The organism is Lacrimispora brassicae (genome assembly GCF_054772055.1).
Genome location: NZ_BRYH01000058.1, coordinates 1 through 22,844, shown reverse-complemented (window position 1 = coordinate 22,844; position 22,844 = coordinate 1). Strand labels below are relative to the sequence as shown.

Annotated in this window: 21 protein-coding genes and 1 tRNA gene; 1 reads left to right on the top strand and 21 read right to left on the bottom strand. The window is 41.2% G+C overall.

Annotated features, from left to right (window positions below; all coding sequences use genetic code 11):
• Window positions 1-187 precede the first annotated feature (187 nt).
• The 20 genes from ACYVD3_RS25905 to ACYVD3_RS25810 all read right to left on the bottom strand — a co-directional run bounded on the left by ACYVD3_RS25905 (window position 188) and on the right by ACYVD3_RS25810 (window position 20,461).
• A complete protein-coding gene (locus ACYVD3_RS25905) occupies window positions 188-880 on the bottom strand; it encodes a PH domain-containing protein (RefSeq protein ID WP_460645392.1) in 693 nt (230 codons plus the stop codon).
• Window positions 881-890: 10 nt separating this feature from the next.
• Window positions 891-1,451: a hypothetical protein gene (locus ACYVD3_RS25900; protein ID WP_460645391.1), complete on the bottom strand. Its 561-nt coding sequence runs from the start codon at window positions 1,449-1,451 to the stop codon at window positions 891-893.
• Between the two features lie 395 nt (window positions 1,452-1,846).
• Entirely contained in the window at window positions 1,847-3,148 is a 1,302-nt protein-coding gene (locus tag ACYVD3_RS25895; protein WP_460645390.1) for a tyrosine-type recombinase/integrase, read from the bottom strand.
• A gap of 2 nt (window positions 3,149-3,150) precedes the next feature.
• Complete coding sequence (locus ACYVD3_RS25890; RefSeq protein ID WP_460645389.1) at window positions 3,151-3,792, bottom strand: recombinase family protein; 642 nt, start codon at window positions 3,790-3,792, stop codon at window positions 3,151-3,153.
• 181 nt (window positions 3,793-3,973) lie between these two features.
• Window positions 3,974-4,384 carry an HNH endonuclease signature motif containing protein gene (locus tag ACYVD3_RS25885; protein ID WP_460645388.1) on the bottom strand — a complete coding sequence of 137 codons (411 nt, stop codon included), beginning with the start codon at window positions 4,382-4,384 and terminating at the stop codon, window positions 3,974-3,976.
• Window positions 4,385-4,394: 10 nt separating this feature from the next.
• On the bottom strand, window positions 4,395-4,634 hold the full coding sequence (locus ACYVD3_RS25880) for a helix-turn-helix domain-containing protein (protein ID WP_460645387.1): 240 nt from the start codon (window positions 4,632-4,634) through the stop codon (window positions 4,395-4,397).
• A 258-nt stretch (window positions 4,635-4,892) separates the two neighbouring features.
• On the bottom strand, window positions 4,893-5,576 hold the full coding sequence (locus ACYVD3_RS25875; RefSeq protein ID WP_460645386.1) for a hypothetical protein: 684 nt from the start codon (window positions 5,574-5,576) through the stop codon (window positions 4,893-4,895).
• A 4-nt stretch (window positions 5,577-5,580) separates the two neighbouring features.
• Entirely contained in the window at window positions 5,581-5,940 is a 360-nt protein-coding gene (locus ACYVD3_RS25870; RefSeq protein WP_460645385.1) for a hypothetical protein, read from the bottom strand.
• A gap of 18 nt (window positions 5,941-5,958) precedes the next feature.
• Complete coding sequence (locus ACYVD3_RS25865) at window positions 5,959-6,168, bottom strand: hypothetical protein (protein WP_460645384.1); 210 nt, start codon at window positions 6,166-6,168, stop codon at window positions 5,959-5,961.
• Between the two features lie 214 nt (window positions 6,169-6,382).
• Entirely contained in the window at window positions 6,383-7,372 is a 990-nt protein-coding gene (locus ACYVD3_RS25860) for a hypothetical protein (RefSeq protein WP_460645383.1), read from the bottom strand.
• Between the two features lie 904 nt (window positions 7,373-8,276).
• Window positions 8,277-8,360, bottom strand: a tRNA-Leu gene (locus ACYVD3_RS25855).
• A 120-nt stretch (window positions 8,361-8,480) separates the two neighbouring features.
• Entirely contained in the window at window positions 8,481-10,352 is a 1,872-nt protein-coding gene (locus tag ACYVD3_RS25850) for a substrate-binding domain-containing protein (RefSeq protein WP_460645382.1), read from the bottom strand.
• 1 nt (window position 10,353) lies between these two features.
• Window positions 10,354-12,165, bottom strand: coding sequence for a cache domain-containing sensor histidine kinase (locus ACYVD3_RS25845; protein ID WP_460645381.1), 1,812 nt, complete (start codon window positions 12,163-12,165; stop codon window positions 10,354-10,356).
• A 66-nt stretch (window positions 12,166-12,231) separates the two neighbouring features.
• Window positions 12,232-13,242 carry an ABC transporter permease subunit gene (locus ACYVD3_RS25840; protein WP_460645380.1) on the bottom strand — a complete coding sequence of 337 codons (1,011 nt, stop codon included), beginning with the start codon at window positions 13,240-13,242 and terminating at the stop codon, window positions 12,232-12,234.
• Window positions 13,242-14,276: an ABC transporter permease gene (locus tag ACYVD3_RS25835; protein ID WP_460645379.1), complete on the bottom strand. Its 1,035-nt coding sequence runs from the start codon at window positions 14,274-14,276 to the stop codon at window positions 13,242-13,244. Before ACYVD3_RS25835 ends, ACYVD3_RS25840 begins: the two co-directional genes overlap by 1 nt.
• Window positions 14,273-15,802, bottom strand: coding sequence for a sugar ABC transporter ATP-binding protein (locus tag ACYVD3_RS25830; protein WP_460645378.1), 1,530 nt, complete (start codon window positions 15,800-15,802; stop codon window positions 14,273-14,275). The genes ACYVD3_RS25835 and ACYVD3_RS25830 overlap by 4 nt, the downstream gene beginning before the upstream one ends.
• Window positions 15,803-15,898: 96 nt before the next feature.
• Window positions 15,899-16,969, bottom strand: coding sequence for an ABC transporter substrate-binding protein (locus ACYVD3_RS25825; RefSeq protein ID WP_460645377.1), 1,071 nt, complete (start codon window positions 16,967-16,969; stop codon window positions 15,899-15,901).
• 95 nt (window positions 16,970-17,064) lie between these two features.
• On the bottom strand, window positions 17,065-18,291 hold the full coding sequence (locus ACYVD3_RS25820) for a response regulator transcription factor (protein ID WP_460645376.1): 1,227 nt from the start codon (window positions 18,289-18,291) through the stop codon (window positions 17,065-17,067).
• Between the two features lie 381 nt (window positions 18,292-18,672).
• Entirely contained in the window at window positions 18,673-19,530 is an 858-nt protein-coding gene (locus tag ACYVD3_RS25815) for an AraC family transcriptional regulator (protein ID WP_460645375.1), read from the bottom strand.
• Between the two features lie 172 nt (window positions 19,531-19,702).
• Entirely contained in the window at window positions 19,703-20,461 is a 759-nt protein-coding gene (locus ACYVD3_RS25810; RefSeq protein ID WP_460645374.1) for an EFR1 family ferrodoxin, read from the bottom strand.
• A gap of 364 nt (window positions 20,462-20,825) precedes the next feature.
• On the opposite strand from ACYVD3_RS25810, the gene ACYVD3_RS25805 reads away from it, so the two are divergent.
• On the top strand, window positions 20,826-21,644 hold the full coding sequence (locus ACYVD3_RS25805) for a MerR family transcriptional regulator (protein ID WP_460645373.1): 819 nt from the start codon (window positions 20,826-20,828) through the stop codon (window positions 21,642-21,644).
• 318 nt (window positions 21,645-21,962) lie between these two features.
• Here the strand turns inward: ACYVD3_RS25805 and ACYVD3_RS25800 are convergent.
• On the bottom strand, window positions 21,963-22,844 hold an 882-nt coding region (locus tag ACYVD3_RS25800; RefSeq protein ID WP_460645372.1), incomplete at its 5' end, for an InlB B-repeat-containing protein.

The window sequence follows — 22,844 nt, the reverse complement described above, 5'->3', positions numbered from 1 at the left end:
ATTATATAGCACTTTCCCTATCTCTGCATAGTTCGGTATAAGTATTACTGTGATTACTTTTTGAGAACTTTTGCTTACCCTATTACCGCCTATCTCGGTGTCCCTCATCGTAAGTTTAGTATCTCATTAGTATAACGTAGCACTAAATAGAAAAGCCTTGACCGTTTTTGTGGTCGAGGCTCTTTTTCTATAATTCTATAAGTTGTTTTTTCTTTTGTTCAAACTCATTTTGTGTAATGACACCCATATCAAGTAAGTTTTTATATTTTAGTATTTCATCGGCTGAACTAAGGGTTTGCGGTTGACTTGGTGTATTATTAGTATCTTTCTCAAAAAGTAAAATATCATGAATCTTCTCACTAATTGCTTTGGCAGAATATTTATCAACGCATACATTAAACTTTTCTTTGATGGTATCAATCGTAATTACACCCAACGCCATACCTGTATTCATAGTTACATCATTCAAATTATTCAGCGATACAGATTGAATGACTTGACCTATTACCTTTTGCTGTGCCATAATGATTCGTTTGTTCGTAACAGCGTACGCAAAATTATTGTCGTGCTTAGTTGTTGATATGTAATTATGTAAGCCAATAAAACAGATAAGAACCTCTTCATTGCTTTGTAAAGATTGCTCAATCAACATGAAGTGCTTAACACCCCATTTTTGATTCATTCCTTGTCCAAAGTTGTTATCAAGGCAATACTGGTACATCTGTTGTGCAGCTTTCATCTTTTGTTGTGCCTTTTCTCCAATCTCTTTGTCTTTCATTTTAACCCTTGCTTCAAACTGTTCAAATGTTTCTCCGTCTTGGCGAGTCATGCCAGTAGTTTTGTATATTAGCTCTTCCAGTTTTTGCTGTTTTGTTTTCATACCATATTCCTCATTCCTCAAATTTTAATTTTTCAAGTTTCCCTTTATCAGTGGGGCCATATACTATACCCTTAGAAGAATCACCCAATGAATAATCTCCGTATTCATCTTCTATAAAAGGCACATCTTTCTGTACCACACCAGAAATTGAGTAAATACCAGTATTGTCCTCTTTGTTTGTGTAAAGAACCATACACCAGTTAAAATCATTCTTAATAACGTAATTAAAATACCAGTCTGTCAAGTTTTCTTCTGTAATATCTTCAGAACTGATTTTAATGATTGAATATTCTCCAATCCTTTCTGTGCGACTTCCGTTCATTACATCTTTTATTTGTGCGTTATCATAGATGTGAGATTGGTTGGTGTTCTGTTCTGTGGAACCACCGTTTGCACCAATCATCAGAATACCAAACCATAAGGCGAACACCACCGACAGGATAACCCTGCTTTTCATTTTCATTTCCTTGTGGCATGTCCAAAGTATTATTAAACCAATGGGCGGAAAAAATATTAACCATATCCACAAAAACCATTTTGCTTGGTAAAACTTCTTTTTCTCTTTTTGCATAACGTAAATACCTCCAAATTGTCGTTAGAGCTATTATATCATGCTGTAACACAAAAGTACATTGTATTTCCACTTCATTATGTGTTATAGTCTTGGGTTGGCAACTCAATTTATAATGTACTCAAAATGTATGGAGGTTTTTGAGGCATTATGGATGATAAATTTATAATCACACCCAAGGAAGATAAGACTGTCACTATGACAATCCGCATAGATAGAACTTTACAGGAAGAATATAACGAATTATCTGCGAAAACAAATCGCTCCCGAAATGAATTGATTAGCATGGCTTTGCGATATGCTCTTGATAATATGATAATTAAAGACGAGGAGTAGAGTATGTGTATCAATTAAAAGAGAGCCTTTGGATTTTATCCTCTGGCTCTTTACCCATTTTAAGCGTTCTCACGCAAAAATTCATTGAGTTTATTGCTTGCTACTCGCTTTTGTTCCTCAAAGCTATGTGCGTAGATATTCATGGTGGTGGAACAGTTCGCATGACCTAAAATCTTTGAAATGTCGATGATATTCATTTCCAGATAGTTTAGTAGGGTAGCACATGAATGTCTTAAACCATGAAGCGGTATTATTGGTAGTTCCTCCAATCCCTCAACCTTTGCTTTCTCTGAATGCTCCTCTACCAATTTGTTGTAGCGATTTAGATGGGCAATGAAATACTGGTATGTTGTGCTGTTCCCCATACGCTTTCCATCGGCTTGTATGAATAGGCTGTTATCCCCTTTCCATGCAGTACCAAGACGGAAACGCAATAGTGTATATTCTTTCTTGTATTCCCTAAACAACGGCAACACATCATCGGGAAAGGGTACCGTTCTTACAGAGGTAGAAGTTTTGGGGTCTTTGCAATCAAATCCGTTTTCTGTTCGTCCTATGGATTTTGATATTGAGATTTCTTTCTTTTCAAAATCAATATCTTCCCAACGTAAAGCAAGTGTTTCACCTTTTCTAAAACCACACAAAAGAGATAGGGAATAGAATACCTTATATTGCGTTGGGACTGTATGTGCTCCTGTATATTCGTTGACATAATAGGGCTTACCTGTATCATCAATCCGCTTATGGCCTTTGTAGGTCACATCATACGACATATTCAGCGATTTCAGAAACATCAGCGCTTGCTTTGGGGTGAAGTATTTCAGTCCTTCTTCCTCTTGCTTTTTCTTTGGTTTTCGTGCTTCTCGGCATGGGTTATTCTCAATCATATTCCACCGCATGGCAGTCTTAAAAATACAACTTAATACGTTGGCGTAACGACTAATTGTTCCTGTGGAATACTCAGCAACTAACGTTTTATAAAAGGCTTCAATAACAGGTGTTTTTATGCGGGCTAACTTGTACCCTTTGAAATACGGAATGATTCTACTTTTGAGCAACTGCTCATATCCAATATAAGTTCCGTAGGCAATGTTATCTTTAGCATTTTCAAGCCACTTGTATGCAAAATCTTCAAATGACATTTTTTCAGCGTCATAGTCATAACCGTACTTGATTTTATCTTCCATATCAAGGGCATATTTGAACGCTTCTTTTTCTTGTTGTTTTGGTGTGGCAGACTGATTTACTGAATATGTAAGATTCTTCACCAGTTTATTGCCTTGTTTGTCATATCCTTGACAAATCACAATGCGATATACCACTCTACCGCTTTTATGCTCAACTCTCTTTACTGATGCCATATTTAACACCCTTTCTCAATTTGATTTTTGTAACGATAAAAGGTGGGCTTAGACATTCCCAATTCTTGCATAAGCTCAAATGGTCTTTTCTCCCCCTGCTGTACTAAGCGATAGTGAGTAGCAAATTCCTCAAGGCTCATAACTCTTGGTCTACCATAGTCTTCCCATTCACCACGGGCCTTTTTAGCTTCGATTCCTTCACGTTGTCGTTTTTCCTTTTTCTCAATTTCTGCTTGTGCCATGCTTGCGTATAGCTCAATCATCATATTGTTAATAGTTTCCAACATCATACGAGCCATTGTATTTTCCATGGTTGATAGGTCAAGCAATGTTGTAGGCAATTCTAACACCATAACACGAATATGGTTGTCATGGAATAAACGCAGTTCCTTAAGTGTAGCTTCTTTGTTCCGTCCTAATCGGTCAAGCTCTGTGATGATTAGAACATCTCCGCTTTCAAGTATTTCGTCCTTTAACATGGTATAGCGTGGTCTGTCAAAGTTCTTTCCTGTCTGTTGGTCTGTGTAAACCTTGCTTTTATACAGATGAATATTGCTATCAGCACAGAATTTATTGATTTCTGCTATTCCTCTATCCAGATGTTGGTCTTTGGTGCTTGTCCTGTGATACGCTACATATTTCATAGATACACCTCTTTCCTAAGAATTATCGAACGTGTGTTTGTTGATGTATCTATCTTATCAGGCTGGTATCAAAAAGTACACACTCTTATTGAGAATTATCATAAGTTTGTTCTTTGGCTTTTTGATACCTATATGAAGTAACTTTTGTATAGGTTCAGAAAGTATAAATTCTGATACTATATCAACAGGCCATCGCTTTACGCTGTTTAGCTCTATACTTTTTCATGGATTCTGATATTCTTGCATTATGAGAGCCATAGTTGTTGTTTTGAGCACGAGTAACCACTTCCAAGTTTTCAATGCAGTTGTTTGTCTTACATTTGTCTTTGTGATTTATTTCAAGCCCTTTAGGGATTTCCCCTTTGTGCGCCATATAGACTAACCTGTGAACTCGCATACTTTTTGTGGCACCATCATCATTTCTAATGACGATTTGTAAGTAACCACAACCATTGTCATATTGCGAAAGAATCTTATCTCGCTCCAAACTGAAAACCAATCCTGTATCAGAAACAAGATATTTGCTGAATCCTTTAACTTGCTCCCATTCTATTGGTTGACCGTTGCTTCGCTCTATCTCTAAAACACACATGATTTTCCTCCTATTCCTGCACTCCGGTATTGAGGAACTCAATAAACTTTTCAAAGTTGATGAGATACTTATTACCGGCCTTTATATACACAATCTGATTTTCTTTGCACATCTTCCATAACGTTTTATATGAGAAGCCACATTCATCAGCTACTGTCTGAATAGGTACCATACGAGGTATTTTTAGCTCTGTAACATTGTTGATGGCTTCGTTATTTTCAATATTAGTTACATTATTTGCGTTTTTCATTATGATTGCTCCCTTTCCTTTGAGGGACCAATACATATTCGACTGAACTGTTGTACTGATTACCCATGTTTGTATTTGCTCCGTACTCGGAAACTGGGCTAATCATAGCGACCTATTTATATTTATTCTCAATTTTATGTTTACCCTCTGGAGTCATAGATTGACTCTGGAAGGTCTTTGTCCTATACTTATAGGAATCATAACCTTATGACTTCAAATTAAATCTGGGTGGCTCTGGGTTCCTCTGGCATATATCTGTTATGCGTTATCCTCGGTTGCATTCCAGTTAGTAGGCTTCTTTAATGCATTTGATTGTTTCTCGACGTTCCTAAAGTGGAATCCTTGCAAATACACAGAAGAAAGTGCTTGTTCTGATTCTCTCAAGCTGGTTTCTTTCATCCGCTCAAATGCTTGCTGTGCTGGGGTCTTGCTACCATCAAATGCTTTTTCCCTGAATCTTGCAGATACCATGTCAGCATAAGCAGGATATTTTAATAGCTCCAATACTGCTTTACTACCGATAACACCAGAGTTAATGGTATTTGAAATAATTGTTGTGATTCCATTTTCATTGGCTGTGGTCTTGCTTTTTGGTAGCTTTGCAATGAGTTGAAGCACCTTGCTTTGTACCGCTTGCGAATCGTCCTTTTCTCCTGCATAGTCATAAGCCCAATCACGAATTTCATTTACTTTGTTGAGCATACGTTCATACACAAAAGTATTTTCCTCAATTAAACCTTGCAATTTGCTTTGAAGCTTCTCATAGATTCTGTTAGCCATAGTATTGTCAACTTTCCTATAAATCGCAATAAAAGCTCTTACATCTGCAAGAAGTGTACGCACATCATCAACAGTCTTGGCAGAATTAATCTGAGTAAAGAGATTGTTGTAGTTCTCAATAATGCTAAAGCCATTATTTGCTACTGTTTTTGTTTTCGGCATTGTTTTATTCCTCCCATTCATAATCTTCTAAATCTTCATCATCAGGTGATGCTTTCCATTCATCTTCCCAATCATCGTCATTTTCTGCTCTGTGTGGCACAACCTCAATCACAATAGGGGAAGTATCTTCTGTACCGTCCAACAGAAAAGCTGTATTTGCTCCATATGCTTTTTCTATGATAAACTTACAAGCGTTAAATCTGTCCTTGTTGTACCTGTCATTGGCAATTAAGATAATACTTTGTAGAGCTTCGACTGTGGATTCCTGTAGCAGTTCTTTAAATTCTTCCCTTTGTTCCTTTTGCTCTGCTGTTAGCTTTGGCCTACCTGCTGGATTACCACTCACCCCCTTTTTGTAGCTCATCTTATCACGCTCCTTTGCTTAATCATGAACTGAAACACTCCGAACGTTTGGATTCCAATCCCTGATGAAGCATTTTTTAGCTTCTGAATCAGATAGCTCGGAAAGTATAGTTTGCAGTTCGTCTAGTTCTTCGCTTATCGCTTCTATCAAGAGGTTGTATGCTTGCAAACCGCTAGTAGGCTTGCTTTTTAATTTAATATCACGTCGGATGATTGTAGCTATCGGCATTGCTCTACCTCCTTTACTGTTATTCCACTGATAACATTATGCTGTGCTGTCTCATGTAATTATGGACAAAATCTGATTTTTGAAAAATGCTCAAATCGTTTGTAGAATGGTTTTCACACCTATAAAGTGTTGTTTCGTACCATGATTTTGAGATTTTCAGTTTTCAAAGTTTGGGGCTCCAGGGTAACAATTATTGATACTTTTCAACCCTGTTTTAACCTGTTGAATTGTGCATAAGTTTTACCGTTTTAAGCACATCTGATGGAATACCGAAGTTACCATTGCGATAGTAAAATACCATTCGCTTTGAGTTATCTGTCATACCACGAAACTTATACCATTGTTGTAGGGCTTTGCGTAGCACCTCTATATCAAGAATAAACTCTTTGCACCTTGCTACTGTATCGCTTACCTCTTTACCAGAAGTAGAGTAAGTAAGGCTTTCAAATACTTCTCGGGTACAAGCATTCAGCACGTTCTTTAGCTCGTTTTCGCATATTTCATCAAAGGTCACTTGGTACTGGTCAATCAATATTTTTATCGCTTTCCTCGTCAAAATATCTTCCAATGACTTTTTATTGGAATACATTCGGTCAAGCATTCTCTCTAAGAAAACCAATTCAACACGAATCAAATCGGATTCAACGCTCAAATCTCCATCTTTTCTCAACTGGTAAGATTTGTCATACACCTTTAGCACCCATTCATGGGCTTTGGTTGTAGTGATTCCTCTTTCTGGTTTTCTGTGCGGTTTCCCGTTATCATCGGTTTCTTTATACACAGTAACCTTTGGAAATGCTTTTTCAAATAACTTGATTACATCTTTTGGTTTGCAGTCACCAATGCACTTTATGGTTAGATTGCATTCAAGTTTCGTCGCAGTCAATTGTGATAGAAATTCCTCTGAATACTTATCTTTCAAATGCTTTTGCAAACATGAACGCATAAACTCTACAACTTGGTTTCGCACCAACTCTAAACTGATACAGTCAGAAAGCTGAAAGGGTTGCACGTTATTGGGCCTTACAGCATTAGGAAGATTCACAAAGGCTGATAATCTACCACCCCAACAATTAACCTTTACAATATCGTGTCCTGCTTTATTCTTTAATTCTTCGTTAAATTTTGCACCCTCTAGTCCTGCAACTGTCATTTGCATCTCAAAATTCATCCCGTCCGCACCTTGAAGTTTCTTTACACCCATTGTTCCACCTCCATTCTGATTATGTTTTTAGACGACAAAAAGAGCCAGTTACCAGAATCAATCCATCTGGTTACTCGCTCTTCTAAGCAATTTTTAATTAAATTTATTTTACATCATTATGTGACAACGGTCAATCTAAATTAACTTAATATCATTATACCACATATAATTTTGTTTGTACATACTTTTTTGAAATATTCTTCCTTAATTTTCCTTTTTATTTCTATTGGTCTTTTTTATATAATCCCTAGAGTAACCAGAATGACCCCAGATGAATTTTAATTTGATTACCTATATTTCCTATATCCTTAATTATAAAATCAATCGTGGGTTATCTGGATTCATCCTGTAATACCCCTAAAATAAATAGTATATGGATAGTATTACGGTCCTTATTTTGATAGGGCATTCTCTCTAAAATATCGGTCAAATAAACCGAATCTCATTTGTTCGTTTTGCATTGACACAGTATGAAAGAGAAATGCTTGAAGGTCTTTATTTATAATACTTTGTAGGTTTTACTTAATAGGGAATGTGTTAATCGTAAAACTCTATTTTTGCTCCTTGCTTATGCTTGTAGTATTACGCTTGCTGAACGAATGAGTTTAATCTATAATACATGATTCTGTGTAGTTATCGGGCTTCAACTTGTTGCGCAGTCTTACCCTCATGCATAGCCTCTTATGTGATTTCTGTTCGTCAGACCAGAGATTTGCCCACTGGTTAGTATGTTCCCAGTATCCAGCTTCCTTCAGATTCCACCTCACGATGGACACCCTTGCCTTTGGCTATATCCTTCCCACTACCGGGCGGATTCAAGACTTACACTCGTTGGAACGTGTGCCCGCCGGGCACACGCAAAAAATGTCCTGTGGTGTTCTCCACAGGACATTAAGTATAGCTATGCAGAAGAAGGGACTTGAACCCTCAAGGTATTGCTACCACACGGACCTGAACCGTGCGCGTCTGCCAATTCCGCCACTTCTGCTTTTCAATTGTACGAATTGCTAATTCAATTCGTACAATTATAATACTATACTTTTTGCGAATAATCAAGTACTTTTTTATTTTTTTTCGGCAAAGAATATTCCAACGAAAATGGTAGTCCTTAATATTCCCTGTTTTTTATAACTGTTTCCGCATCAGACTGATCGTACACCTTTTCTTCTGTTATGATCCGAAGGGGCATTTCCTTTCCTGCGATCATATCCCGGATTGCCTTCATAAGCGGAGGACCTAAAAGTGGACTGCATTCCACCGCACAGTTCAGCTTGCCGTCTACCATTGCCCGAAACGCTTCTTTCGTTGCATCCACGGAAACAATCGTTATATCCTTCCCCGGATTCAATCCATGGGCTTCCAAAGCTTCGATGGCTCCAAGGGCCATATCATCGTTGTGGGAATATATAATATCCGCATCCCAGATGTGGCTGTTGATGTATTCCTCAACAACCCGTTTTCCTCCATCATAAGTGAAATCACCATAATCCGTATATACAATTTCGTACTGAGGGTTCTCTTCCAATATTTCGGAAAACCCTTTCTTTCTCTCTTCCGTAGGGGTCGCACCTTCACTTCCCTGAATCTCTAAAATACGAACCATGCCCTGCTCCGGCTTTACATGTTCTTTCAGCCAGCGCATGGCTCTTCGCCCTTCCTCTAAAAAATCAGCACCAATATAAGTAGTTGTCAAATCATCTCCTGCTTCAATTCTCCGGTCAGACATTACTACAGGGATATTGGCTTCCTTGGCCTCTTTCAGCACCTCATCCCATCCGGTCTCTACTACTGGAGAAACTACGATCACATCTGCCTTTTCCTTAATAAACCGCCGGATCGCATCAATTTGCTTTTTTTGAGACTGATCTCCGCTGTCAAAGAGAAGCTCTATGTTAAACTCTCTGGCTGCCTCCTGAATGGAGCGGGTATTGGCAAGCCTCCACTGGCTCTCCTGTCCAACCTGGGAATATCCTACGGTAATTCTCCTGCCATCGTCTATGCTCTCCCGGTCAAGCGCGGCCAGATACTCACCGGCATTTCGTGGATAGATCGTATGGCTTCTTAAAATCACCTGCTTGGGAACACCGCTTTCCTTCCGCAGAATATTAATGGCATATTGTACTGCTTCTTTTCCTCCCGTGGGGCAGGAAATCGTTGCCGCAAGTTTTCCCTTCCGTACCAAATCTACCCCTTCGTTTTCTCCGGTAAAGCCGTCGCACCCAATGACCTTTATCTTCTCATCCAGATTTCTGTCTTTTAGCGCCTCATAGGCTCCAAAGGCCACTGAATCATTATTGGCAAATATAAGGGAAACACTTTTCAGTTCATCCTTCATGGCAAAAACCGCATCATAGGCTGGATCCTTCATGTCATTTTTCAGATCACAGACGGTCTTTTCTATGTTAGGATAATCCCTGATCACAGAGTCAAAGCCCTGGCTCCGCTCCTGGCTCTGAAGGGAACCGGCAGTTGCGCGAAGCTCCAGAATTTCCCCTTTTCCGTTTCCCAGCAACTGGACCGCGCATTCTCCGCCCTGCTTTCCGATCAGATTGTTATCCGGGCCGATAAACAGGTTATAATCAAAGCCTTCCACGCTGCGGTCCATAACAATCACAGGAACTCCCTTCTGATAGACATCTCCCACCTTCTTTGTCAGGCGGCTGGAATCACAGGGAGAAATGATCAAAAGATCAATGCCAAAATCCAGAAGCCTGTCAACATCCTTTTCCTGCTTCTCTACGCTGGAAGTCGCATCCGCCGTAACGATCCTGATATTCGGATACTTTCCCGCTTCCTCCTGGATCTCATTGATCAGTGCAACTCTCCATGCCTCCCGCATGTTTGCCTGGGAAACACCGATCACATACTCCACATCGCTTTTATAAACCGTCTGGGTAATCGCCCCGTTATAAATCCGGCACCCTAAAAAACCAAATATCATTATCAGTAATATCACAAGTAATTTCGTTCTTTTTTCCATTTTACCCTTTTTCAAGTTCACTCTGAACTTCTTTCGGAATTCGTATAACAATACGCGTCCCCTGCCCCTCTTTGCTTTCCACCAATACCTGGAACTGCTCTCCATACCGGATGCGCAGCCGTTCCTTTATATAAAACAATCCAAAGCTTCTGTTCCTGCCGGCTTCTCCCGGCTCATTTAATAATCTGGATAATTCCCCAACGGTTTCTTCCTTCATGCCCTTTCCGTCATCCCAGACTTCCAGGCTCACCCAATCATCTTCCACCCTTCCAAGAACTTTTAAATGCCCGTCTCCATTCTTCACCTTTACCCCATGGTAAATAGAATTTTCCACCAGGGGCTGCAGGATCATTTTGGGCAGAATCACGTTCATGCAGTCTTCCTCTACCTGAATTTCGTACTGCACCTTAGGTCCGTATCGGATTTTCTGTATGTAGAGGTAATTGGAAATATAACGGATTTCTTCTTCAATGGTAATATAGTCTTTTCCCTTGCTTAAGCTGATGCGGAAAACATTGGTAAGGGCATCCACAAGATGAACAATGTCATAAGCGGAATGTTCTCTTGCCATCCAGCCTATGGTGTCCAGGGTATTGTATAAAAAATGAGGCTTAAACTGTTCCTGAACTGCCTTAAGCTGTGCTTTCCGTTTGTTTTCCTGTTCCTTATAAACCTCCTCCATCAATTCCTGTATGCGCTCCAGCATCTGGTTGAACCGGCGTCCAAGCTCGCTGACCTCATCCAGATAATTGCCTTCAAAACGCACAGACAGATTGCCTTTTTCCGTCTCCTTCATCAGGTTTCGGAGCCTGACAATCGGCTTTGTGACCGTCTCCGAAATTTTTACCGCCACAATAAATACCGTGAGAATTGTTAAAACCAGCACCCAGCCAAACATGAACAGCATGGTATTGATTCCGCCCATGATTTCCTGATAGGATGAGACGCTGACGGTTTTCCAGCCGGTATAGGCGGATCGTTGATAGCTGATCTGATATTTTTCCCCATTGACCACTGCAGTTACAGGTTCTTCTTCATTCCACAGCCATTCCGGACGGATGCGGTAGACGATTTTATTGGTTGGCGCATATACTAAGTGATTCTGCTCATCCAGGACGAGTACGAATCCATTTTCACCGATGTTGGCATCCTGGATGGCAGAAGAGATAATTTCATGCTTTACATCAAACAGCAATACGCCCACCCTCTCCCCTGTCTCCGGGTCCATGACTGCCTTCATCACTGAAAATACATCGTCAATGCTGTAAGCGGCCTCCGTAACAATATTCCTTCCGGTAACATTGCTGATTATCTGCATTTCTCCCGGAGAAGCCGCAGCTTTTTCATACCAGACCTCTTTGACAAACGGGTCCCGGGAGATTCTGGACATCCCGGTTCCCACATACATATCATGCTCGGTGGCAAAAAAAATGCCCGCAATTTCATCGTGAGTATCTGCCACCATCTCAAAGCTGTCTTTCAGCGCTGCTTCATACTCATTCCAGCGGCTGTCTTCTGCAGATGGGATCCTGCCAAGATCCATGGGTTCAATAATCCGGATCAGCATATTCGCAGTTTTCTCAATACTGCTTATATAAATATCCGTGGTATGCTGCACCTGCCCCACCAACAGAGACGTATGCTGGGTCACATTGCGTTCCGCCTCTCTGGTGGAGCTGATGATTCCCAGAATCCCCACAAAGCAGAAAGGAATGAGCGCAATAAAAATATGAGAATTGATCATTTTATCACGAATTTTCATATCCATGAATCTTTTCTTCCAATATTTCATTGCTCTCACTCCAATTTTCATATCATATTTCCTACCTATCCAGTATAGCGAAGTTAACAGGTTCTTACAACTGCAATATTGGCTTTATTATCCCTTCTTCCCCTTTGATTTTTCTGCGCGGATTGAAATGATTCTCTGAATGACAATAAAGAAACAGAGAAGCGCCGCAATGGTAACTTTCGTCCACCAGGTATTTAAATTCTGATAGGTAACGATTGTCTGGATAATTCCCTCTATCATAACGCCCACAACCGTTCCCGCCACAGTGCCTACGCCTCCCGTAAGCAGGGTACCGCCGATAACAGCGGATGAAAGGGCATCCAGCTCCAGACCTAAATTTTGAAGTCCGAATCCTGCCAGAGTATAAAAACTGAACACAATTCCTCCGAGAGCCGCGCAAAAGCTGCTGATCCCGTATGCCGCAATTTTCGTTCCGGCAACATTTAATCCCATGAGGCCGGCAGATGTTTCACCGCCTCCCAGTGCATATAAACACCTGCCAAATTTTGTATATCTCAGGGTATATACCGCAGCCCCAAAAACAATCAGAAGGATAAATACATAATAATAAACCTTCCCGTTCCACGCTTTTGCTTCTCCCAGGCGAACCGCCACCTTTCCAAGAGCCATGGTCTTAAAAAACGGATCACTGATGGGAATGGAACGTTCGCTGATGACGACGCAAAGCCCCCGCATCAAAAACTGGCCTGCCAAAGTTACGATGAACGGCTGAAGCTTAAAATAATGAATCAGGGCTCCCTGGGTACATCCTACGAGCAGCCCTGCAAGAAGCATAAGAATAATTACCAGAAGTGCCGGAACGCCCCGTTCCAGCAAGTAAGCGGAGCCTACGCCGGTAAATGCTATGGTAGACGCGATGGAGATATCGATCCCTCCGCTTATAAGTACAAAGGTCGCTCCGATTGCCGCTATCATCAGGTATGCATTGTCATTAAAAAGGTTTAAAAAGGTTGATAAAGACAAAAAATTATTATACTTTACAGATCCAAACAGAAACATCAGGACAAACAGTACAACGGTAATAGCCAGTGAAATATTATTGATTTGAAACCTTTTTCTTTTTCCGGTCTGCTCCATCAGTTACCAACCACCTTTCTGTTTATCATTTTACCCTTGATGACCAGATCTTTAAACTGCTTTGACTGGGACAGACAGATGATAATGATCAGCAATGCCTTTAACACGCGGATATAAGCCGCCGGAACTCCCAGCGCCAGTACCGTTGTGGTGATGCTCTGTACAATCAATGCTCCGATCACGCTGGCAGGAATGGAAAAACGGCCACCCATTAAATTGGTTCCTCCAATTGCCACGGCAAGAATGGCATCCATTTCAATCCCCAGCCCCGCATTGTTGCAGTCCGCACCTTTGATCCCTGCGCTTTCAATCAAACCGGCTACAGCAGCAAAGGCTCCGGAAAGCGTATAGATTGCCAGCAGCATCCGGTCAACCTTAATGCCCACATACTTAGATGCAGCCGGATTGCAGCCCACGGATTCCAAAAACAGGCCAAAAGCGGTTTTTCCTGTGAATATCACCAAAAACCCCACCAGAAAAAGCACAATAAACAGAGGAAAGGGAAGGCCTAAAATATAGCCTCCATTCATAAAATAATAGGCATCCGAGGTAATCGTAACGATTTTCCCCCTGGTAATCAACTGTGCGATTCCCCTTCCCGCGACCATTAAAATCATAGTGGCTACAATTGGCTGAATCTTTATTTTTGCAACTAAAAAACCATTCCAGATACCGCTGGCAACTCCTGCAAGGATTGCAAAAATAATTGCTGCGGCTACATTTCCGTTTAATGCCGGAAAAATATTGCCATTGACGATGCTGCATGCAATGGCTCCGCTGATTGCCATGATGGAGCCGACGGAAATATCGGTTCCTCCTGTTGCCAGTATCATGGTCATACCGGCAACCAATATCATAAGCTTGCTTCCGTTTCTTACGATATCAATGATACGTCCGTATAAGTGTCCATCCACAATGGAGAGCATAAAAAATTCTCCCTTACTGACAATGCCGTTAAAGAGCAGAATCATGATAAAGATGATGAGGGGACGAAAATACTGTTTTCCTGACAAACGATTCCAGAGCACTCTCATGAAGCTTCACCTCCAGCCATAATCCGCATAATTGCTTCTTCCGATATTTCTTTTCCCTTTAGTTCTCCTACCTGCTTCATATCCCGGAGCACGATCATCCTGGTACAGCAGCGGAGCATCTCATCAATTTCTGATGAAATAAAAAGCACTGCCATTCCTTTTCCGGCAAGATCCATGACGATTTTCTGAATCTCCGCCTTTGTTCCAATATCGATTCCCCGAGTCGGCTCATCCAGCATCAAAAACTCCGGTTCTGTGGCAAGCCACCGGGCCAGAATTACCTTTTGCTGGTTTCCTCCGCTTAAATTCTTTATCAACTGCCCGGTTCCCGGCGTTTTAATCTGAAGCTTTTCAATATACTCCTTTGCCAGCTCTTCCGCTTCTTTCCTGGAAATCTTATAAAAGATTCCTCTTTTCACCTGAAGGGCAAGTATGATATTTTCCCATATGGAAAGCTCCCCGATAATTCCCTCTGTCTTTCTGTTCTCCGGACAAAAAGCAATTCCATTTCGGATTGCATCTAAGGGAGAATGGAGGTGCGTTGTCTCATTTTTTACCTTTATTTCTCCTTGGCTGATGGGATCTATTCCAAATAAAACCCTGGCTGTCTCCGAGCGGCCGGAGCCTAAAAGCCCGGAAAAGCCCAGAACCTCTCCCTTTTTCACTTCAAGCCCAAACCCCATAACCGTGCCGGGACTGCTGATATTGACCAGCTCAATAAAGGTCTTTTTCTCCTGGTCATCTCCTTCCTCCGGGTATTTTGTACTCAGGCTTTCCTTAAGCCCCGCGTAATCCTTTCCTATCATTTTTCCCACCAGCTCTACTTTTGGCAGTTCTCTTGTCAAGTAGGTTCCCACGTATTTTCCGTTTCGAAGTACAGTGATTTTGTCAGTAACCTCGTAAACCTGATCCAGAAAATGTGTAACAAAAATAATCCCCATGCCTTCCTCACGAAGCCTTCTCATGATCTGAAACAGCTTTTCAACCTCGGCAGAGGAAAGGCTGCTGGTTGGCTCATCTAAGATCAGAACCTTTGCCTCAATATCGCTGGCTCTTGCAATCGCCACCATCTGCTGGATCGCCACAGAGTAATGATCCAGACTTTTCGTGACATTTATATGTAAATCAAACTTTTCCAGAAGCCCACTGGCATCGGCATTGATTTTTTTCCAATTAATTGTTCCAAACCGGTTCATTGGTTCCCGCCCAATGTAAATATTCTCCGCCACGGAAAGATTGGGGCAAAGATTGACCTCCTGGTATACCGTTGAAATTCCCTGGTTTTGCGCTTCCTGGGTGGATCTGGGATTGATCTGTCTTCCCTCCAGTTCAATGATCCCCTGATCCTTGGTTTCAACTCCGGTCAGCACTTTAATAAGAGTTGATTTTCCTGCACCGTTTTCTCCTAAGAGGGCATGTATTTCTCCCCGATTCAACTCAAACTGTACCTCAGACAAAGCAATGACCGCTTTCCCAAACGCCTTGGATATATTTCTCGCTGTCAGCAACTGGTTCCCAGCACTCATGATGTTTCCTCCTCGCTTTCAAATTAAAAGGACATTTCCTCTGATATGAAAAGGGTTGCTGCAAAAATAATGATACTTTTGCAACAACCCCGCGGTTTAATATTTGCGGTCCGGAAGTACCTTAGCTGCCATATCAGCGGTGAATACGCCATCTACGGATTTTACCCATTTATCAACAGACTGGCCTGCTTTCAGCTTTGCTGCCGTTTCAAATAAAAGCGGCCCAAGTAACGGATTACACTCTACGGTACAGTTTGCCTCTCCGGCTGCCATTGCTTCAAAGATTCCGCGTACACCATCGATGGAAACGATCTTAATATCTTCGCCCGGCTTTAATCCTGCCTCTTTGATTGCCTCGATTGCTCCAAGGGCCATATCATCGTTGTGTGCGTAAACACCTTTGATATCCTTATTGGATTTTAAGAAAGACTCCATAACCTCTTTTCCCTGAGCTCTGGTGAAATCGCCGGTCTGGGAAGCTACGATTTCAATACCTGGATAGCTTGCTTTGATTTCATCGTCAAATCCGGTTTTACGGTCAGTTGCTGCGGAAGCGCCTACAGTACCTTCCAGCTCAACTATTTTTCCCTTTTCCCCAAGGAGCTTTGCCATTTCCTTTGCGGCCATCTTGCCTTCTTCAATGAAGTCAGAGCCGATAAAGGTTGCGTATAAATCTTCGCTGACGTCCGCTCGACGGTCCAGAAGAATGATAGGAATACCTGCCTCTTTCGCCTCGGCAAATACCTGATCCCATCCGGTTTCTACTACAGGTGCAAGACCAATGACATCTACGCCCTGTTCAATGAAATTTTTGATTGCTTTAATCTGATTTTCCTGCTTCTGCTGCGCATCGGCAAAAAGAAGCTCCACCTTATCCCCGTTTTCAGACGCATAGGTCTGAATGGAAAGGGTTTCCGCGTCACGCCATCCGGACTCCTGACCGATCTGAGCGAAACCTACTACCAGCTTCTCTCCTGATGCGTCGGAGGTTTTGGCCGTGTTTTCCTCTGCCTTAGTCTCCTCCGCTTTTGTTGTTTCGGCCTGTGCAGCCGTGGTCTGGGGAGCAGCGGTGGCTGCGGTCGGGCTGCTGGCTCCGCTGCTGCAGCCGGCTAAAGAAACCGCCGCCATGGATGCGCACAGCAGCACGCTTAAAAATCTTTTTTTCATTTTAATGATCCTCCTTTTTTTATTTAAGCTGTACGGTTATTATGCCGGAAGGAGGAAAAAAAGTCTTTGCAATAATTTGAGTAAAAGGTATAAAATCATTGCATGAAGGAGGTTTGATTATCATTTTTAATTAACCTCCGGTATTCCCCGGGGCTGACCCCCAGGTTCTTTTTAAACACATTGCTGAAGTAATGCTGGTTTGCATATCCGGTCAGCTCCGCGATTTCATAAATTTTCATTTCACTGTTATGTAAAAGCTCTATGGCCTTTCGGATCCTGACACTGGTTAAGTAATCGATAAAGGTGACTCCCATGTCTCTGCGGAACATCCTGCTTAAGTGGGGAACAGACAAATTCACATGGCCCGCCGCATCCTGAAAGGAAAAGTCCTCCCGTGAATAGTTGTCCTCGATATATAGCTTCACATCCTTAATCACAGAGGAACCGGTCTCCAGCTCCTTCAACCGGCTGACAGCCGTTTCATAGGTTTCAGCCAAGGATCCATAATCCTCTCCGTTCACCTGTATTACTATGCTGCGCACCGGCAAATGGGACTCCAGCATATTACCGTAAGTCTCCGCCTGTTCCTCTGCAATTTCCGGAGCCACAGTTTTTGAAATCACCACCAGATTTCCATGCCTGTCCTGGCAACTGTTTGGGTTCACCAGCCCCTGAAACATTTCATTTGCAATATTCTCAGCAACAAAAAACAACAGATCTTCATTCCAGGTGCTTTTTACGTCTTCCATTTTCTGATATTCCAGAGAAATCACCGTAACTGTAAACGGTTCCGGAAGTAACAGGTTTAAGTACTGGGAACGCTCCCTGATCTCTTCCCTTGTATAATGCCCTTCCAAAGCTCTCTGCAAAAAATTAGAGGCAAGATAGGTTCGATTTTGTGCAAGCATACTCTTAGCCCAGTCAAGATATTTATCTTCACTCTCCTCACTTTGCAGCCTTTCCCGGACCCGCTGCATCATCTCATCAAAAGGGCCTTCCATCAGTGGCTTGAGAAGATACTCAAAGACCCCCAGCTTTAAAGCTTCTCTGGCATATTCAAACCGGTCATACCCGGTGATGATCACTACCACCGCCCTTGGGTTTATGTTCCTTAAGCTTTTTATAAATTGAAGGCCATTTAGAAATGGCATATTAATATCAACAAAATAAACATCCGGAGAAATGTCTTTTGCCCGTTCAAGCGCCATCTCTCCATCCTCTGCTTCTGCTGCCAGCTCAAAATCCCCGTATTGTCTCAAAAAACTGATGATCCCCCTGCGAATGATATACTCATCATCTGCTACCAGTACTTTATACCCCATATATACCCCTCCTGAAATTTAATTTAATTCCTTTATTATGTTTTTAGGCAGATTCCTTATAATTCTAACAGTCATATATTTCTGTTAAGACAGCAAAGCATATCCTTTATTCCCCTTCCCCAAATACATTTATCATCCTATGTGTTTCCTCATATGTCCTTCCTCATGATATTATTTTCAATTATAACATATTATCCTGTAAAAATGAAAAACGACATTGCTTATGTTGTCAATATAGCTTTTTATAGCAGTCATTTACAATCATCTTTTATAGTCATAGTAAAAAGCTTAAACCCTTGATTCTATCAAGGGTTTAAGCTTTAACACATGTGGCATTTACTCAATTTAGATGCAGGTTCTGATTATGCTCATATAGTTTGGTTACTTCTTTTTGACAGGAATCCAGACCTCGCAATAGTATTTTTCATCCTGGATCCCTTTTGAATACTCGGCAGGATCGCTGTACATTTCAATATAGTAGCCCGCAGCAATCTCATATTCTTTGCAGTTTGGCAGCCATTCCGAAAAAATCTTTTTGTTCACCTCATGTAAGGACTGAGGCATTTCACCTCTGCTGGCAAAAACAGCCCATGTGTATGCAGGAATGACTTTTGTAACAAAACCTTCCGGTATCTCTGCATCCGGATTGTAATCGTCTGCAATCAGATACTCAAATTCATCTGATCCCATACTTTCATCAATGTTGATCCCATACATTCCGCATACAACGCTCTCCTTTCCGGGCTGATAAAGCTCCGACCAAAACTCAGGGACTTCTGTTTTTGCACGAGCATACTTGAATGTCCTGGACACCCCCATAACCGTAAATGAATCTTTTTCAACAATTCTGTAATCCATAACATAACCGCCTTCCAAAGTTAATTTGATCTTCAGCGGAGCAAAAGCCTTAATCATTGCTCTGCCTTTTCGAACAGCAGTCGGTGTGACACCATGAAAACGAGTAAATGCTTTGGTAAAACTATCCGGTGAGTCGTAACCATATTTAAGTGCAATATCAATAATTTTTTCCTTAGTGGAAACAAGGTCACTGCCGGCAAGTGCAAGCCTGCGCTGCCGGATATATTCTCCAACCGTAAAACCACAAAGCATAGCAAACCCCTTTTGAAAATAGAAAGGTGATATTAATACCTGCTTTGCAATTTTTTCAATTGATAGTTCTTCGGTGATATTATCTTCAATATAGCTGACGGCCTCGCCGATGCATTCAACCCAACCCATGTACATCACCTCCTTGTCTGTGCTTATATCTTATAACTTTCAAAGCGGCTGTTCCCGACTTTTTGTGTTTTTTGTCCACAGATTATATAAATTGACCTGAGTATACCATAAAAATGAAAGAAATAGATGCAGACTCAAGTATGGTTTAAGATAGTGCAGGTGTAGAAAATGCTTATACTCCGTGATATTGTATTTTGGGTTTTCGATTTATTAACACTGTTATCGCCTTTTGCGGGCAGGTATTTACACACCTGTAACAAATCGTACAGTTATTTTTATGTTCAATTTTTCCATCTATAAGTTCTAAGTTTTTCATAGGACAAATCTTAACGCATATCCCACATCCTGTACAATCGGAATATGTCTTAACAGAAGTTTTTCCGCGCTCATCTATTTTCTCTGCAAACGAGCCTTGGCATAAACCTAAAATTTGAGAAAAGACATTAAATCCACGTTTCACAACCCTGCCACTTTTTATGTCATCACATGTCTTTTTAAGTTTTTTATTTGCCTTATATAGCTTCTTATCATTAAGCCTTCCATTTTTTACCCATATTTTCCATAAAAAGGGAATATTGCAAACATTATTTGGCATATTAAAGTGTTCTGCATAAAGAACATGTAAGTAATTTTTAGGAAACAAATCTGTAAGAGAACGAGCACCGTCGCCCGAAAAAAACATTTGCGTTACCAAAATAATAAGTTGCTTGTCTTTAAACAACTCCCTATGCTTGTGTATAAACTCTCTAAGAATCCGGGGAACACGAGAATCATAAATTGGAAAACATACACAAATACACTCATTCATTGAAATCACTTTGATAAAATCAATGTTATCTTCAATTGAATAACATCCACAATTCATCCTCTTACTATATTGTTGTGCTATATATTTTGTATTGCCCGTACCTGAAAAATATAGTGTAACCATGTTATTCATCACCACCTAATATCAATTTTCTACATAATAGCATATAAATAAAAACAAGTCGAATGTTTTTAATTTGGCTTGTTTTTATAACTTTTGATGCAGTTGAGGAAATTTGAACCCTCAAGGTATTGCTTTTATGTATTAGATTCTCTTCCCTGCATTAGAATGAATTTGCTCACCAATACAGGCCTAAAAACAGCATCCCATTACTTGGAAATGCAAATACGGCAATAATCCATATAACCTAACAATCAATGTATCTTGGCATAAAGTAAATAATTTAAAAATCTCCATTGACTCTCACATTATGGTATACTCTATACTATAGTTGAGCTCAAAAACACATATATGTGAGGTAATAAAAATGTTGAAAATAGGTGATTTTTCAAAACTGTCAAGGATCAGTATACGGATGCTGAGGCATTACGATGAGATCGGCCTGCTGGTTCCGAAAACCACAGATAACTTTACCGGATACCGTTACTATGGGGAGGATCAACTGCCGGTTGCGGGCAGAATCACAGCCCTTAAGGATATGGGGTTTAGTCTTGCCGCGATCAGAGAGATCTTAAAGAGCTATGATGACCCGCAGGCATTGGCCGATTTTCTGACGGTAAAGCAGGCTGAGGTACAGGGTGAGGCCGAGGAAACAGGCCGCCGTTTATTGCTCCTTGACACAGCCATCAAACGGCTGAGAAAGGATGAAACTGCTATGAGTTATAATGTTGTTTTAAAAACTTTACCAGAACGCTATGTTGCCAGTACACGAAAGGTGATTCCCGCCTATGATCAGGAAGGTATCCTGTGGAACCTTATGATGACGGAAACAGCTTCGCTGCAGCTACAACCTGCAGATAACTGCTGCAGCCTCGCAATCTTTCATGATGAGGGGTACAAGGAAAACGATGTGGATGTGGAAATACAAATCACGGTAAAAGGTACCTATCACGACACTGAGCACGTTGTATTTAAAACTGTGCCTGCGGTAGAGATTGCCGCGGCAACCTACAAAGGCAGCTATGAGCAGCTTACCGCTGTAAACAACGCAGTGGCAAATTGGGTGAACGATAATGGATATGAATTTAACGGAGCTATGTTCTGCATCTATCATGTCAGCCCCGCTCAGACCCAGAACCCAGAGGAATTAGTGACCGAGGTTTGCTATCCTGTCAAAAAGAAATGATGATTGCAAATGCAAAAACCGCTTGTGATTTACAGGCGGCTTTTTGCCGTTCAGGCATAAGATTTTACATTTACTCTTTTCTTTACTGCTTTGTTTATTGTTTTAAAAATAGGTTCCCGTTCCTATTTTAAAAACAGGTAAAAACCAAAAAAAATTCGTTTAAATATTTTATTACAGGCAAATAATACCGTGTCACGATCCCTGCAGCCTTTCATTTCATACCGTCTGACATTGTTTTTTTCTCCGGCTTTGGCTCATTATAAAAAAACGGTAAGGAGTTTTTTCTATCTGATTTTCCTCCTTACCGTCTTCCTATATTTAAATATTTTTCTTTTTATATAGCAGGCACGTTCCAATCATAAATAATGATACAAGAACCAATGCACTATATAAAACTCGAGATGTGTTATCCTCTCCTGTTTTCGGCAAATTATCCAGGCTCCCTTTAGGTACTGCTTGCTCATCAATTTTTACGTTTTCACTATTACCGGGAAATATAGGTGCTTCCACCTTAGGTACTTCCTGCTCATTTATAGTTACAATGCCCTTATCGTCAACTCTGCCTGTAACAACAGGCCCATTTTTACTGCTATTGCTTCCACTGCTGCCGTTATTTCCGCTTTCGTCGTTTCCACCGCTGCCGTTATTTCCGTTTTCGCCGTTTCCACCGCTGCCGTTATTTCCATTTTCGCCGTTTCCACCATTATTATTGCCGCTGCCGTTTTCTTCTTCCCAAGAGGCCCATAGAGACATATTCGTCATAACGGTATCATTTTCAAAATCCCATATTACTGGTTTCTGGTTTTGATCACGATAACTGTACCAGCCCTTAAACAGGTAACCGTCCCTTGTGGGGTCTGCAGGTTTAGTCAGGATTTTCCCTCCCACTGGCACTGTTACATTATAATATACCGTATTTGTACCATCGTTAAGATCGAAGGTTACAAAACATGCTTCTTCCCAAGACGCCCATAAAGACATGTTATTCATAACGGTATCATTTTCAAAATCCCATATTACCGGCTTCTGGTTTTGATCCCGATAGCTGTACCAGCCCTTAAACAGGTAACCGTCCCTTGTAGGGTCTACAGGCTTACTGGTGATTTTCCCTCCCACCGGTACTGTTACACTATAATATTCCGTAGATGTGCCGTCATTAAAATCGAAAGCTACAAAACATCCTTCTTCCCAGGCCGCCCA

Excerpts from the sequence above, each read along its gene's own strand:
- ACYVD3_RS25905 (WP_460645392.1), bottom strand. The coding sequence starts at position 880 with ATGAAAACAAAACAGCAAAAACTGGAAGAGCTAATATACAAAACTACT.
- ACYVD3_RS25880 (WP_460645387.1), bottom strand. The coding sequence starts at position 4,634 with ATGAAAAACGCAAATAATGTAACTAATATTGAAAATAACGAAGCCATC.
- ACYVD3_RS25810 (WP_460645374.1), bottom strand. The coding sequence starts at position 20,461 with ATGGTTACACTATATTTTTCAGGTACGGGCAATACAAAATATATAGCA.
- ACYVD3_RS25805 (WP_460645373.1), top strand. The coding sequence starts at position 20,826 with ATGTTGAAAATAGGTGATTTTTCAAAACTGTCAAGGATCAGTATACGG.
- ACYVD3_RS25840 (WP_460645380.1), bottom strand. The coding sequence starts at position 13,242 with ATGGAGCAGACCGGAAAAAGAAAAAGGTTTCAAATCAATAATATTTCA.
- ACYVD3_RS25835 (WP_460645379.1), bottom strand. The coding sequence starts at position 14,276 with ATGAGAGTGCTCTGGAATCGTTTGTCAGGAAAACAGTATTTTCGTCCC.
- ACYVD3_RS25895 (WP_460645390.1), bottom strand. The coding sequence starts at position 3,148 with ATGGCATCAGTAAAGAGAGTTGAGCATAAAAGCGGTAGAGTGGTATAT.
- ACYVD3_RS25850 (WP_460645382.1), bottom strand. The coding sequence starts at position 10,352 with ATGGAAAAAAGAACGAAATTACTTGTGATATTACTGATAATGATATTT.
- ACYVD3_RS25845 (WP_460645381.1), bottom strand. The coding sequence starts at position 12,165 with ATGAAAATTGGAGTGAGAGCAATGAAATATTGGAAGAAAAGATTCATG.
- ACYVD3_RS25820 (WP_460645376.1), bottom strand. The coding sequence starts at position 18,291 with ATGGGGTATAAAGTACTGGTAGCAGATGATGAGTATATCATTCGCAGG.
- ACYVD3_RS25870 (WP_460645385.1), bottom strand. The coding sequence starts at position 5,940 with ATGAGCTACAAAAAGGGGGTGAGTGGTAATCCAGCAGGTAGGCCAAAG.
- ACYVD3_RS25890 (WP_460645389.1), bottom strand. The coding sequence starts at position 3,792 with ATGAAATATGTAGCGTATCACAGGACAAGCACCAAAGACCAACATCTG.
- ACYVD3_RS25815 (WP_460645375.1), bottom strand. The coding sequence starts at position 19,530 with ATGGGTTGGGTTGAATGCATCGGCGAGGCCGTCAGCTATATTGAAGAT.
- ACYVD3_RS25885 (WP_460645388.1), bottom strand. The coding sequence starts at position 4,384 with ATGTGTGTTTTAGAGATAGAGCGAAGCAACGGTCAACCAATAGAATGG.
- ACYVD3_RS25830 (WP_460645378.1), bottom strand. The coding sequence starts at position 15,802 with ATGAGTGCTGGGAACCAGTTGCTGACAGCGAGAAATATATCCAAGGCG.
- ACYVD3_RS25825 (WP_460645377.1), bottom strand. The coding sequence starts at position 16,969 with ATGAAAAAAAGATTTTTAAGCGTGCTGCTGTGCGCATCCATGGCGGCG.
- ACYVD3_RS25865 (WP_460645384.1), bottom strand. The coding sequence starts at position 6,168 with ATGCCGATAGCTACAATCATCCGACGTGATATTAAATTAAAAAGCAAG.
- ACYVD3_RS25900 (WP_460645391.1), bottom strand. The coding sequence starts at position 1,451 with ATGCAAAAAGAGAAAAAGAAGTTTTACCAAGCAAAATGGTTTTTGTGG.
- ACYVD3_RS25875 (WP_460645386.1), bottom strand. The coding sequence starts at position 5,576 with ATGCCGAAAACAAAAACAGTAGCAAATAATGGCTTTAGCATTATTGAG.
- ACYVD3_RS25860 (WP_460645383.1), bottom strand. The coding sequence starts at position 7,372 with ATGGGTGTAAAGAAACTTCAAGGTGCGGACGGGATGAATTTTGAGATG.